At 32.9% G+C, this 14,008-nt stretch carries 15 protein-coding genes and 1 tRNA gene; 6 read left to right on the forward strand and 10 right to left on the reverse strand.

The window, feature by feature from the left end:
• Positions 1–446: 446 nt before the first annotated feature.
• From WOO_RS04280 to WOO_RS02560, 3 genes are all read left to right on the forward strand, one after another.
• Positions 447–575 (forward strand): hypothetical protein, encoded by a 129-nt coding sequence (locus WOO_RS04280; protein ID WP_255325496.1) that lies wholly within the window; start codon positions 447–449, stop codon positions 573–575.
• A gap of 149 nt (positions 576–724) precedes the next feature.
• Complete coding sequence (locus WOO_RS02555) at positions 725–1,210, forward strand: RNA pyrophosphohydrolase (RefSeq protein WP_014869116.1); 486 nt, start codon at positions 725–727, stop codon at positions 1,208–1,210.
• A 15-nt stretch (positions 1,211–1,225) separates the two neighbouring features.
• Positions 1,226–2,017: a TatD family hydrolase gene (locus tag WOO_RS02560; RefSeq protein ID WP_014869117.1), complete on the forward strand. Its 792-nt coding sequence runs from the start codon at positions 1,226–1,228 to the stop codon at positions 2,015–2,017.
• A gap of 13 nt (positions 2,018–2,030) precedes the next feature.
• Here the strand turns inward: WOO_RS02560 and mdh are convergent, their stop codons facing one another.
• The 6 genes from mdh to WOO_RS02590 are packed head-to-tail and all read right to left on the reverse strand — an operon-like array spanning position 2,031 to position 5,740.
• Entirely contained in the window at positions 2,031–2,981 is a 951-nt protein-coding gene (mdh, locus tag WOO_RS02565) for a malate dehydrogenase (RefSeq protein ID WP_014869118.1), read from the reverse strand.
• A 3-nt stretch (positions 2,982–2,984) separates the two neighbouring features.
• The gene (locus WOO_RS02570) at positions 2,985–3,557 is read right to left on the reverse strand and encodes an NADH-quinone oxidoreductase subunit C (protein WP_014869119.1); all 573 of its coding nucleotides are present in this window, start codon (positions 3,555–3,557) and stop codon (positions 2,985–2,987) included.
• Position 3,558: 1 nt separating this feature from the next.
• Positions 3,559–4,065 carry a NuoB/complex I 20 kDa subunit family protein gene (locus tag WOO_RS02575; RefSeq protein WP_014869120.1) on the reverse strand — a complete coding sequence of 169 codons (507 nt, stop codon included), beginning with the start codon at positions 4,063–4,065 and terminating at the stop codon, positions 3,559–3,561.
• A 4-nt stretch (positions 4,066–4,069) separates the two neighbouring features.
• On the reverse strand, positions 4,070–4,423 hold the full coding sequence (ndhC, locus tag WOO_RS02580; RefSeq protein WP_014869121.1) for an NADH-quinone oxidoreductase subunit A: 354 nt from the start codon (positions 4,421–4,423) through the stop codon (positions 4,070–4,072).
• Between the two features lie 27 nt (positions 4,424–4,450).
• Positions 4,451–4,819 (reverse strand): HIT domain-containing protein, encoded by a 369-nt coding sequence (locus WOO_RS02585; RefSeq protein WP_014869122.1) that lies wholly within the window; start codon positions 4,817–4,819, stop codon positions 4,451–4,453.
• A gap of 3 nt (positions 4,820–4,822) precedes the next feature.
• Positions 4,823–5,740 carry a hypothetical protein gene (locus WOO_RS02590; protein ID WP_014869123.1) on the reverse strand — a complete coding sequence of 306 codons (918 nt, stop codon included), beginning with the start codon at positions 5,738–5,740 and terminating at the stop codon, positions 4,823–4,825.
• A 188-nt stretch (positions 5,741–5,928) separates the two neighbouring features.
• On the opposite strand from WOO_RS02590, the gene WOO_RS02595 reads away from it, so the two are divergent.
• Positions 5,929–7,422 carry a UDP-N-acetylmuramoyl-tripeptide--D-alanyl-D-alanine ligase gene (locus tag WOO_RS02595; RefSeq protein ID WP_014869124.1) on the forward strand — a complete coding sequence of 498 codons (1,494 nt, stop codon included), beginning with the start codon at positions 5,929–5,931 and terminating at the stop codon, positions 7,420–7,422.
• Between the two features lie 913 nt (positions 7,423–8,335).
• Here WOO_RS02595 and WOO_RS02600 read toward each other — a convergent pair.
• A tRNA-Arg gene (locus WOO_RS02600) sits at positions 8,336–8,409 on the reverse strand.
• A 192-nt stretch (positions 8,410–8,601) separates the two neighbouring features.
• On the opposite strand from WOO_RS02600, the gene rpe reads away from it, so the two are divergent.
• A complete protein-coding gene (gene rpe, locus WOO_RS02605) occupies positions 8,602–9,282 on the forward strand; it encodes a ribulose-phosphate 3-epimerase (RefSeq protein ID WP_014869125.1) in 681 nt (226 codons plus the stop codon).
• Positions 9,283–9,350: 68 nt separating this feature from the next.
• On the opposite strand, the gene pnp is transcribed toward rpe, so the two are convergent.
• Genes pnp through truB form a run of 3 tightly spaced genes read right to left on the reverse strand, consistent with a single transcriptional unit; the run spans position 9,351 to position 12,781 of the window.
• A complete protein-coding gene (pnp, locus tag WOO_RS02610) occupies positions 9,351–11,618 on the reverse strand; it encodes a polyribonucleotide nucleotidyltransferase (RefSeq protein WP_014869126.1) in 2,268 nt (755 codons plus the stop codon).
• A 14-nt stretch (positions 11,619–11,632) separates the two neighbouring features.
• Positions 11,633–11,905, reverse strand: a complete 273-nt coding sequence (gene rpsO, locus WOO_RS02615; RefSeq protein WP_014869127.1) for a 30S ribosomal protein S15 — start codon at positions 11,903–11,905, stop codon at positions 11,633–11,635.
• Positions 11,906–11,917: 12 nt separating this feature from the next.
• Positions 11,918–12,781, reverse strand: coding sequence for a tRNA pseudouridine(55) synthase TruB (gene truB / locus WOO_RS02620; RefSeq protein ID WP_044135498.1), 864 nt, complete (start codon positions 12,779–12,781; stop codon positions 11,918–11,920).
• A 164-nt stretch (positions 12,782–12,945) separates the two neighbouring features.
• On the opposite strand from truB, the gene WOO_RS02625 reads away from it, so the two are divergent.
• Positions 12,946–13,659, forward strand: a complete 714-nt coding sequence (locus WOO_RS02625) for a hypothetical protein (protein ID WP_014869129.1) — start codon at positions 12,946–12,948, stop codon at positions 13,657–13,659.
• The last annotated feature ends 349 nt before the right edge of the window (positions 13,660–14,008 follow it).

Consider the following 14,008-nt stretch of genomic DNA (forward strand, 5'->3'; position numbering starts at 1 on the left):
ACCTCAAAATTATATATTTACCTACGATAATACACTAAAATTCCTAAAAATGAACTATTTTGATGTAATAGTATATACAATACATATACTTTTATATATATTATAAAGGTAGTTTCTCTAACATTGTGTTTATTATAAGCTAGGCTCTTATTTAATTGGCTTTTCAGTAGTGATAAGCTTACTATAAAAGAACTGTGTAAGATTACTGATTCAGCGATATTATGTAATAACTCGTCTAATAACATTGAATTTGAGATTGCTAAATTACTAAGTGTTGAAGTTTTTGATAACTTATGGTAAATTTTTACAGCTGAAGAAGATATATTAGTGATACTGTTGAAATATCATATAAAACCAAAGTACTATATATATTTGTAAATGAGCTGATAGATGCTGATTCCCCTATAGCCAGAAAATATACAGCTTAATGGTAAATTTAGGTAGAAATGGGTATAGAAATTTTTTCTGTAGTATTACATCGCAGTAATAAAGGACTAATAAAGTGTGTTGAACTAAAAGAGGAGTATAAGGTAAATAAAATCATTGGGTTCAGGTTTTGCTATAAAAATGATTAAAGAAAAAAGGTTATTTATGCCTGAAGGTTCACTTAAAATTGATAATTCGAATTTGAGTGCAAAGGAAGTTTTAAAAAGAATTATTGAAAAATTTAATAATATAACTAAGTTAGTTAAGATTATAATAAATTATTTAATAAAGCATACTCGTGATTAAGCAGAAAGATAGGTATCGTTCTTGTGTTGGTATAATGCTATTGAATAAACAAGGGCACGTTTTTGTCGGAAAACGCTTTGAAAGTGACTTTTACTGGCAGATGCCACAAGGAGGGATTAATGATGGTGAAGAGTTAGAGCAGGCAGCATTGCGTGAGTTGCTAGAAGAGGTTGGTACTGATAAAGTAAAGATTGTAGCTAAAAATAAGGGTTGGATATATTATAATTTGCCTGAGAAATTCATACCAATTTGTTGGGACGGAAGATATTTCGGTCAAAAGCAAAAATGGTTTTTAATGAAATTTTATGGAGAAGATAAGGATATTAATATTAACTATACTGATCATTCAGAGTTTAAAGAGTGGTATTGGCAAAATGTGGATGATTTAGTAGCCAATGTTATACCTTTTAAAAAAGAAGTTTATAAAACTGTAATAGAAGAGTTTTCTTTTCAAATAAAAATCCCTATTATTGAGTAACATTTATATGCACTCGTGATAATAGATTCTCATTGCCATTTGATTTATTTCCAAGATAATGAAATACCAAAAGTGATTTCAAGGGCAAAGCAAAGTGGTGTAAAAATTTTACATAACATATGTACCAGCATTGATGATATTCCTAAACTACTAAAAATTTCCTTATCCTATAATCAGATTTACTCCTCTGTTGGTGTACATCCGCTTGATGCTACTGTAGGGAACGGCGAATTTATACATGTTGATGAATTAGTTGAATTTGCTAAGAATCAAAAGATAATTAGCATCGGTGAAACTGGGTTAGATTTTTATGAGCTTGATAATAAAAATAATCAGAGAAAAAGCTTTGCATCGCACATAGAGGCGGCAAGGATAACAGGGTTACCTTTAGTTATTCATACTAGAAATGCTGATTGTGAGATGATTGATATGTTAAAATCAGAAATGAAAATTGGTGCTTTTAGTGGAGTAGTGCACTGTTTTGCTTCCTCTAAGGAGCTTGCTTACCAAGCTATGGATTTGGGATTGTACATTTCATTTTCTGGAATTATTACTTTTAAAAGTGCTAATTCACTCAGAAAAATTGCACAAAATGTGCTACGTGGACTTGTTTTAGTTGAAACTGATGCTCCATATTTGTCACCTGAGCCTTATAGAGGGAAAAAAAATGAGCCAGCAATGATAAAATATATTATAAATTGTCTAGCGGAGTTATGGAATGAATCACCTAATAAAGTAGCAGAAATAACTACAAATAACTTTTCTAGGCTGTTTGTGAAACTTAACCCTGAGAAGAAAAATCTATAAATTATTGATCTGCTTACGAAGCTAAAGATTTCATCAGTTCTTTTATTGCATTCACAGATTTATTGAACATTTCTTGTTCATTACTGTTCATCTTAATTTCTAAGACTTTTTCGATCCCATTTTTTCCAATAATTATAGGAACACCAACAAATAAGCCCTCTGCACCATATTCACCATTAAGATAGGCAGCACATGGTAATATACGTCTTCTATCTTTTAGATATGATTCTAGCATGCATATAACTGAAGATGCAGCAGAGTAATACGCGGATCCAGACTTAAGTAAATCGACTATTTCTTTGCCGCCATTGCGAGTGCGTTTAACTATTTCATCAACTTTTTCCTGTGTAATGAGGCCCATATCGATAATTTGGGTAAGAGGAATACCAGCAACTGAAGCGCAATTGATTAGAGGTACCATAGTGTCACCATGTCCTCCAAGCACAAAAGCAGATACATCCTCAATGGAAATATCTAGTTCTCTTGCAAGAAAATAACAAAAACGGGCAGAATCAAGCACTCCTGCCATTCCGACAATCATATTAGTTGAAAGGCCAGAATACTTGTGCACCACTGAAACCATGGCATCCAAAGGGTTAGTAACCACTATTACAAACGCATTTGGAGAATATTTTTTAATGTTTTCACCAGCCTCTTTCATTACTTTAGCGTTAGGTTGGAGAAGATCATCTCTGTTCATTCCAGGTTTTCTTGCAACGCCAGCAGTTATTATAATCGCATCGGAGTTTTTTATATCTTCGTACCTATTTGTACCGATAATGCTGACATTAAGCCTGTCAATAGGAGATGACTCTGCAATATCTAGCGCTTTACCTTGTGGTACTCCATCACTAATATCAAATAGAACAACATTGCCAAGCTCTCTGAGTGCAATCATATGAGCAAGAGTTCCTCCAATATTTCCTGCACCGATCAGAGATATTTTTTTTCTTTGTGTTGCCATTTTCTATTCTTTTGTATCTGTTTTTGCGGCTTTGCCTTCCCAAGGAGATAAGCTATTAAGTATACGAAAATCTTGCGGTAAATCTATAGGATTATATACAACCTTTTTTGCTTCTATATCATACTTCACTTCTTCGTAACCAGTAAGAGGGAAATCTTTTAACATAGGGTGACCTTTAAATCCATAATCCGTTAGAATCCTACGCAAATCAGGATGATCAGAGAATTCTACTCCATACATATCGAACACTTCACGCTCAAACCAAGAAGCTGTGCTAAATATCTGTGCTATACTTGGAGGAGTGTCACTCTCATCTAATTGAAGTTTTATATGTAACCTGATATTGTATACGACACTAAGTAAGTTATATATTAATTCAAAACGCTTTTCTCTGTCTGGATAGTCAACTCCGAAAATATCAATTAATAATTCAAATCTGCATTTTTCATCATCACGCAAGAAAAGCAAGTGATTCTCAATATCGTCTAAGGCTGAATATATTATAATAGTACCATCATCTTGTTGAATACATTTACATTTGGTCTTTTTTTGTATATATTTTGCAGTTTTATTCATTCTATATATTCTGGGTTCTTTTTATTTTGTTTTGTAGGCATAGCATTCCATATAGCAGCGCCTCAGCGGTTGGTGGGCATCCAGGAACGTATATATCAACTGGCACAATTTTATCACAACCACGAACCACTGAATAAGAGTAGTGATAATACCCACCACCATTTGCACAACTTCCCATAGAAACAACGTATTTTGGATCTGCCATTTGATCATATACTTTGCGCAATGCTGCTGCCATTTTATTGGTTAATGTTCCAGCAACAATCATAACGTCCGCTTGTCTTGGACTTGCACGAAACATTATGCCGTATCTATCAAGATCGTAACGGCTGGATGCAGTGTGCATCATTTCCACTGCACAGCATGCAAGACCAAATGTCATCGGCCATAATGAACCAGATCTTGCCCAATTAATTACATAATCTACTAAATTACCAAATTTAGTAATAAGAAATCCTTCTTTTTTATAAGAACTATAATAGTTATTAGATAAAATTTGACTTTTCATAAACTTACTCCCATTCTAATACGCCTTTACACCACTCATAGATAAAGCCTACAGTAAGAATTGAAAGAAATATCATCATAGACCAAAATCCACAATAACTTATTTTGGATAGGGAAACAGCCCAGGGGAAAAGAAAGATAACTTCTAAATCAAATATTATAAATAATATTGAAACTAAGTAAAATTTGATGTTAAAAATTTTTCTTGTTCTTGATAAAGGATTGAAACCACACTCATATGTAGAAAGCTTTTCACTATCCGGATTGCTTACGGCAAGAAATATAGGTAATACACCTAAGGCAAGGGATACTACCATTGACACACAAATAAAAATTACTATAGTTAAATATTCACTCATTTAACAAAACATATAGAAAAAGCAACACTATAAATTTACATGCTTCCCTAGTCTCTTACCACCTAAAATATGTACATGAAAATGTGGCACAACTTGCTCTCCATTTTCACCGTAGTTAGTAACTAACCTGTATCCTGTTTTTTCTAAATTATATTTGTATGTTACCTTTCTTACAATTTTAAAGAACCATACTATCTCCTCTGCAGAAGCTTTTAGTATGAAGTCATCGTATGAAATATATTGATTTTTTGGTACGACTAAAATATGAACTGGTGCATCAGGATACTTATCATAAAATGCTAATACACCCTCATCTTCATACACTTTCTCGCAAGGTAACTCACCCCTTAATATTTTGGCAAAAATATTATTGCTATCATAACCTTTGTTGTTCATATTTTAAGAACGGCCTTTTCCTTCTTTTTCCTTATTAAATATAAAAGATGGTTCTCTTATCTTACTAGAAGAAACACCTTCAAGATTCGAAAGATTACTTTCAACTCTTTTAATTCCAAATTTTCTTGCTTGTTTTCCGATACTTTGTGGTAATTTTATAGGAAACATGCCTTCCTTCTTACCATAAGGAAAATTGTTAGGATCAGTGATATTAAAATCTATATTTGCAATAACTTCTAATGATTGTCGTGGTGACTTTTCTGTATAGCTTATAGCTTTTGATAACCATTTATTACTTTTTTGATATAACATTTCCCCAATACCATATAGTAATTTCTTGTCTGTGTGAGTTACAAACTCTCCACCAGCGACTCTTGCCATGCCTTTGAGAGTACGATCAGCTTCATCGTAGATTTTATCAATAACAAGCTGTTTTACTTCCCCTTGGCTCTTTTCCCTGTATTTAGAATTACTTCTAATACTACTGATGATTTCCTCAACATCGACTGTAATCATAATTCTATTGTTTTCTTTATCCATATGCACGCTTGAGTATCTACTGTTTATCTCTTCTATTTTATTTAGCTGTTTTTCAGTTAAACAGGATATATCTCCAATCAAAGTCCTTGAAGCAAGAAAAATTACTAACCCTTTCCCTTGTTTTATTACTTGTACACCAAGGTTCTTACTAGCTTCCGTGGTTCCTATAGACGGTCTATATTTCTTTTCTTCTTTAGGTACATTTACACCAGCAGTTTTCTTTAATGAAACTTTAGCATCATGTTGCATTTCATTCATTGAGGCACTTGGCTTCTTCATAGGGTAAATAAGCACTTTAAGCGGAAGAATAGACATGTTTTTTATAATTTTTATTGCTTTTTTAACTAACTTGCCTACTTTATTCCAGATTGATTCTACCATATATATTCCTAAAGCATTTTTTACAACTAAATGTTATAACACACTTTAACTATAGATAAAAACACTTAAACTCCTATATTTAGAGTAAGGTGAAATTATAGGGATTGCAATCATTATTTATACACATGCTAAAAAATATTTAGCATCTTAGCTATTTTTATTGTTTAATTTACTTTTAACGTAAAATTATGTTCAAGTGGAATGCAAGCAATATTATCGATGCTACTAATGGAAGAGAGGAGAGTAGTTGTAATTGGATGCATAGCTCAAATATTTCAATAGATACAAGAAGTATAAAAAAAGGTGATATATTTATTGCTCTCAAGGGGAAAAATTTTGATGGACACGATTTTCTACATGATGCCTTTTTAAAAGGAGCAACAGTTGCAATAGTAAGCAAGAATAAATATAAGAATTTTCCTTTGATTATTGTGCAAGATACCTTTAAAGCTTTGCACGACATGGCATCGTATTACGTTAGAAACGTTCTTGCTAATGCTAAGATTATTGCGATTACAGGCAGTATTGGGAAAACTACTACAAAGGACATGTTACATATCGTTCTATCGCAATATGGAGTATCTTATGTAACAGAAGGTAATTTAAACAATAATATAGGACTACCCCTAACAGTTTTAAGAGCTCCAGAAAATTGCCAGTACTTAATTCTTGAAATGGCAATGAATAAAGTTGGTGAAATAAAGAAGTTATCGAAGATTAGTAATCCTGATATTGCAATTATTACTAATGTGGAACCTGCGCATGTTGAGAATTTTTCGTCGCTATTTGATATTGCTCAAGCAAAATTGGAAGTTCTGCATGGTATGAAAACTAAAGGCACTTTAGTTTTGAACAAAGATAGTAAATATTATAATTATCTTTTATCACATGCTAATAGAAATATAGTAAGCTTCGGTAAAGATAAAAATGCTACAGTTTGTTTACTAGATATAATAGAAAATAATGAATCTTCTGTCTTCATTCCAGCGCCTAGATACTGGAATATAGGAAGTCCAATCGTAAACGAGCGTATCAGACGATTATGTAATAAATCAGAGTTGTGCGCTGGAAATCTAGATGTTCATGGATTAGTTTTAAAAATTAGACTGAATAACGATCAAATTATAAACTGTAATTTATGCTTGAGAGGTGAACATTTTGCGTATTCTGCATTGGCTGTTATAGCAGTTGTACAAGTCCTTGGACTTGATTTATCAAAATTACTACTTGCACTTGAGAATTTTAGTGTAACCAAAGGTAGAGGCAGTGTTCATAAAGCTAAATATAATGAAAAATATGTATATTTAATTGATGATTCCTATAACGCTAGTCCTACTTCAATGGAAGCTGCAATAAGAACTTTAGGTACATATTCTAATCAAAGGAAAGTGGCACTACTTGGTGATATGTTAGAGCTTGGTAGTGAAAGCGTAATGTTTCACAAAAATTTGCTTAAGTCTATTATAGAATATAGCGTGGATAAAGTTTATACGGTTGGCAAATTTATGTTAGAATTGGATAAGCTTCTACCAGGAAACATAAGAGGTATGCATTTCAATAGTTCTAATCACTTGAAAAGTGATTTAGCTAGTATTATTCAGGATAATGATGTAATTCTAATTAAAGGTTCGCGGGGAGTAGAAATGAATCTTGTAGTACAAGAATTCGTAATAGAATATTAGAAAAAACTGTTGTATTAATTCAAGGTTAGGCTGTTAGAAGTTTCAATTGTGATAAAACGTATAGTTACTTTCGGTAAAACAAGATGTATGGGAAAATATATCATAAAAGCTTGGTAGCGGTCAGGTATATAATAGGAATATTTATCCGTAGTCAGGGTCAGGGAAAACTGCTTACCTGAAACTGCGTAAAAATTTAGGCTAAACATCAACACCTAAAGGCGACTTTTTTTGATAAAAAATTAATTTCAGAAAGTATGAAAGAATATGACACAGCCACGAACTTAGTGAGTATTATATAAAACAAAAAAGCATGATTTTCTATAAATTTTTCTGCTATGGGATAAAGGATGATAAGTTTCGAAAACATAATAAAAACAGACTAGAAGATGAAAAAAAGCTATAATTTCAGCATTTCTAGAAGCAATAATAACTAAATTAAGTTTTAAATAAATTTTTGCAAAATTAGCTACTTATTGTAGTACATCTACCGTTAATTGCCAGTGAATTAAATTTTAACCGAGATATGTATGTATAATTGACTTTGCTGAGGTGGTATGTAATGTTATTAGCTTTAATAAACAAGATAAAAAATCTATGATATAAGTTAACTGAAGATTTACTTCTTAAAAATTTATTCTTAATATTATTAATAGAAAATACTTATTAGTTAATGCATTTTTCCTGATGACGAAGCTAATAGCTTTCCTCTTGGAGAAGAAACCTATTTCTCTGTTGCTAAAACCTATAATCCGTGATGCAAGCCTTATGCTTATACTTAGCATCAAGTAAAGGTTATGATAAATAGCTCAATTGGAAAGTTAACTGACCCTTGAAATAATAAAAACCATTCATTACTAATGGAAAATATAGCACAGAATACTTGGAGATCTATAGAAAGCATTGATGCAAAGAATGCGCCCAGTAGGATTTGAACCTACGACCCACAGCTTAGAAGGCTGTTGCTCTATCCAGCTGAGCTATGGGCGCACACTATATATAATAAGTAGCTTCTTAACATGTATGGAGTCAAGGTGTTTTGTGTAAACATGGCGTTTGAATAAGTTTCTAAAAGACCTTGTCACTATAATATGTGATATTAACTTTTTTAGAGTCTATTAATCAAGAATTGGTGACAGAGTTTTAAAAATAAGTTATTTTTTATTTTTTAGTAAACGGAGCATGAGTATCAAAATTGCACCTTCTATACTTTCAGCAGACTTTGCAAAATTAGGAGAAGAGATAAAAAAAATCAACAGCTTAGGTGTAGATTATATCCATATAGATGTTATGGATGGAAATTTTGTTCCAAATATTACAATTGGTCCAAGTGTTATTTCTGCAATACGTAAATATACCAGTCTTCTTTTTGACGTGCACCTGATGATTAAATCTCCGAGTAAACATATTGAAAGCTTTATAAATGCTGGTGCTGATATTATTACTGTACATGCAGAAGCAGAGATACATCTTGAGAAACTGATAGGAAAAATAAAGTCATATAAAAGTACAAATGGTAGAAAAAAAACAGTTCAAGTTGGAGTTTCAATCGTTCCTTCAACTCCTCCTAGTGTTCTTGAGTACATAATACATGAGCTGGATGTTGTGCTAGTTATGACAGTCAATCCTGGATTTGCTGGACAGAAATTTATTCATTCACAACTGAGCAAGATATCTACTGTAAAAAAAATGATACAAGAGCGTGATCTCAAAACGCAAATTTCAGTAGACGGTGGAGTGAGCCTCTTAAACGCAGCTGATATAGTAAAGGCAGGTGCAGATATCTTAGTTACTGGATCAGCAATATTTAAGACTGAAAATATGAGAAAGACTGTAAATGACTTTAAAAACCTGTTATTGTAGCATAGTTGCGGAAACCTTTATCTAACAGTAAACTAATTATTAATAAAATAATAGAAAGAATCACATTTTTAATAGAAGCTAGGTGAAGAGTCATCATTACCGAATTGCGTCCTGTTATTTCTATTACCAAATCCAGAACGAGAGCGGATAGGCCGTTTACGGTATCCAGATTTTTTGTTAAATGGAGTATTATAATAGCCTCTCTCATTTGAACCATTCTTTTTATCTTCATTATAAAGTTCACCTTCAAAAAACTCACCTGTTTCTTGATCAACACGACGTCTTGACAATTTTGGACATCCACCTTTTTCAAAGTCAATTACCAATGCTCTAAAAATATCACCGTGTTTAAGTATATCTCCAATAGATTCTATATGTTGATTTGCCACTTCACTTATATGCATTTTACCTTTCCTTCCATTGAGAAGTTCGAGCTCTACAATAGACTTATCTATTTTTATGACTTTGGCATCAACTATGGCACCTTGCTCTAGTTCTGTTATTGAATTAATTAGCATGTTTTTTGCAATTTTAGCTTCATTGCTACTCATAGCAAACACAGAAACTTTGCCATCATCTCCTATTTCAACTTTTGCATTACTTTTTTCACACACATTTCGTATATTTTTTCCTTTAGCACCAATAGCTAAAGAAATTTTATCTTTATCTATATAAAATGATGTCATTCTTGGTGCATGACTTTTCACATCATCACTATGTTCTGAAATCACTGCATTCATTTTTTCTAAGATATGTAACCTTCCAGCTTTTGCTTGTTCTAGAGACTTTTCAATGATTTCAAAGCTTATACCAGAAACTTTCATGTCCATTTGCAGTGCCGTAATTCCTTCACTAGTTCCTGCTACTTTAAAATCCATATCACCAAGACAATCTTCATCACCTAATATGTCAGAAAGTACTATATACTCGTTTCTGTCTTTAATGAGGCCCATAGCAATTCCAGCAACGTGAGCCTTTATTGGTACACCTGTATCCATCAAAGCAAGAGAAGTTCCACAAACTGTTGCCATGGAAGAAGAACCATCTGATTCCATAACTTCAGAGACTACTCTTATTGTATAAGGGAATTCAGATTTATCAGGTAAGACAGGATGAATTGCTTTCCAAGCAAGTTTACCATGACCGATTTCTCTCCTTCCTGGTGCACGTGTAGCAAAGGTCTCCCCAACAGCAAATGAAGGAAAATTGTAATGCAACATGAAATGTTCACGCCTATCACCTTCGATATCATCTACAATTTGTTCATCCTGTGTAGTACCAAGAGCAGTAACAACAAGCACCTGAGTGTTACCTCTTGTAAATAACGCAGAACCATGAGTTCTAGATAAAATATCAACTTCAACTTCTATTTGTCGTATTTCATCGTGTTTACGGCCATCTATTCTTGTTCCTTTCTTTTTAATTATCTCACGTACTAAAGATCTTTCAAAGCTTTTTATTGCATGCATAACCAGTCTCTCATCCTTTCCAGCTTCCTTTAAAGGACTTAATATATCACTTCTAAGCACCTCTAAAATTTGAGCTCGCTCTTGTTTTGCTGTTTGTGAATATGCTTTTTTAAAATCCTCACTATGCCTTTCAAGATCTTGTGTTATGTCTGATATATCAACAGAGGTGAACTTTTTGGGTTTACTATCAACTGTGTTAGCAAACTCCTTTATAAGCTTAATAACAGGTTGAAGGTGTTCGTGACCAAATTTGATTGCACTTAGAACATTTTCTTCAGAGAGCTCCTTTACTTCTGACTCGACCATTAAAATTGAACGTTCGTCACCAGATAAAAACAGATCTAAGTTGCTTATTTTCATCTCTTGGACAGACGGATTGAGTATATAGTTGTTATTTTCATCACAGCCAATCAAAGCTCCAGCTATAATAAAGTGAAAAGGAACACCAGAAATTGCAAGGGCTGCAACAGTACCAATCAATGCTGGTACTTCAGGAGGGTTAATGGTATCATAAGTTAACAAATTACACACTACACTGATTTCATCATGAAAACCTTCTGGAAATAGTGGCCTTATACTTCTATCTACTACTCTTGAAATTAAAGTTTCTCTGTCAGATGGCTTACCTTCTCTTTTTAAAAAACCACCTGGGATTCTACCTATGGCATAGCTTTTTGCGATAAATTGTACGTTGAGAGGTAAAAAATCAATATTTTCTTCTTTCTTTTTGCGCACGACAGTTACTAGAATACAAGTATCACCATAATTCACAACTACTGAACTATCAGCTTGACGTGCTATTTTCCCTGTTTCCAAAGATAAGGTACGGTTACCCCACTCTATTGACTTTCTTATGATTTTAAACATACTGAATTCCTCAATTATTTTCTAATGCCTAACTTCTCTATCAACTCCTGGTAGGTTTTATCACCAAACTTGCGCTTTATATAATTTAAGTGCTTGCGTCTCCTACCTATTAATATAAGCAAACCACGCTTGGAGTGATGGTCATGCTTGTGCACTTTAAAATGTTCAGTCAAGTTACTGATCCTTTCGGTTAAGATTGCACATTGTACAAAAGACGAACCTGTATCATTTTCCTTGATTGAATATACATTTATTAAATTCCTTTTCTTTTCAGATGTTATTGACATCCAAACCTCATTTTAAATGTTAAAAAGACGAATAGGCTTTACATAACCATACGCAAAACTACAAATTGCAATAGGCATATTACCCATTACCACACAAAAGGTATCATAATTCTTTAACTTGAGCAAATTATTTAATACGATTACTTGACCTTTTCTAATTTTGCTTGCTTCTTCTGTAGAAATTTCAACCTTGAACATTGACTCTAGGATAGATCCGATAGGGATAACTTTATCTTTTTTGGTCAATTGTTCAATTATCACTGACTCAGCTTCTCTAAAATTACCTACCATAGTCCTTCTTAATTTTGTAATATGTCCAAAGCAATTTAATGCAATCCCAAGATCTCTTGCAATTGATCTTACATATACACCACTACCACACATCATAGAAAAATTAGCACTATTATTTGTAGTGTTAACAGAAATTAATTTCAGTTCATATATTTGCACTAAGCGAGGCCTTATATTTGCTTTTTGTCCGTTTCTCGCTAATTTATACGCCCTTGTTCCATTGATTTTTACTGCTGAAAATTGAGGAGGAGTCTGTGCTATCTTACCAACAAAGTTCTTGATAGCGCAATTTATTTGATCATATTTAGGTTCCATATTGCTGGTCTTAGTAATATCACCATCCGCATCGTCTGTAGTTCTTTGTTCACCCCACTTTACTGTGAAGTCATATACTTTTGAATCATAAAATAAATACGGTATAGTTTTTGTTGCCTCGCCAAGGGCAATTGGTAATACACCTGAAGCTAAAGGGTCAAGCGTTCCTAAATGACCAGCTTTTTTAATTCCAAATATCCTTTTAACTTGTGCTACTGCTTGCGCAGAGCTAATTCCTATTGGTTTATCAAGATTCAGCCAGCCATGTATCATACACTAATTGTACATGATTGAATCTCGGTCAGTAATAATAATAATAATAATAGTTTAGGAAGCAGATTTGGTTATCATTAAACTATTATAAATAAAGCTTGACTAACATGTGTCGTTAGTATAAAATTAACTTTTATTAACTTTAATTAGAGGGAGTTATTATGACTACAAAACCAAATGTATGGAAATGGAAAAACACTGTATCTGTAACAAAAACAAGCATCGAAGGTGTAATTGTAGTTACATCTTTAGCAGCGGCAATAACAACAGTATTAGTTGCTACTAATGTAATTGCTGGACCTGCATTTTTAGCATCTGTTTCCAACCCTGTTGGAATTGCAGCTTTATTTATCATTACTGCATATTTTACTGTGAAAACTATTTCTTCGTATCAGCAAATGTATGCAATGGAGGGAGTTCAAGGTAAAGCTGGTAAAGATGGTAAGGATGCAAACTTTGCTGTTCTTATTGGCGATTCAGTAAAGAGTGGTGAAATTGTTGAAAAAAAGGTTCAAGAAACAGATGGTAGATACACTCAGCAGTTATTTCTGGTACTTCCAATTAATGACTATAAAGCATTAGCAGGAGATGATAAAAAAGCAGTTCATGTATTGTTAGCGGGTAAAAAGGTTGAAGTTGAACTTGCACATGTAGATCCTAAAGATGATGCTAGTGAGTATAAAGTGAAAGTAGCTAAGGTAGGTGGTAAAGATCAACTTGCTGATATGAAAACAGAGTTAGGTATGAGTAATTCTAATTTACTAAGAGTTGCAGTAAGTAATCAAGATCTGAAAGCTTTAAAAGCTAATGTATCAGCTAAGCTAGCAGATATTGCGGTAGAGGCAGCTATAGAAAAAGCTGGGAAAGTAGCTTAATTAAGGTCAGGAAGTGAAGAGGCAAAGGTGCTGTCTCTTCACTTCTTGTTTTAAAATAAAAACTCACAATAATTTACCTCAAATTTCAACTATGTCCTTATTAAAATCTATATCTAACATCCTTCTATGATATTACTCTGGTGCTCCTCTACGATGTAATCTCAATGCCCAGATACTTGAGATTCAGGAAAGTTTACTGGCTTACAAGCAAGCTGATTTTGGTAAGTATAAAAGGTAGCTGATCTTATATTAAGATACAAAACATTTTTGATAATTATGAAAAGCTAGATTTCATTGTTACACGCTGGAATGACAACGTTTAGTGTAAAAGCAGATGTTTGTGCATAAA

The organism is Wolbachia endosymbiont of Onchocerca ochengi (genome assembly GCF_000306885.1).
In the GTDB taxonomy this organism is placed as follows: domain Bacteria; phylum Pseudomonadota; class Alphaproteobacteria; order Rickettsiales; family Anaplasmataceae; genus Wolbachia.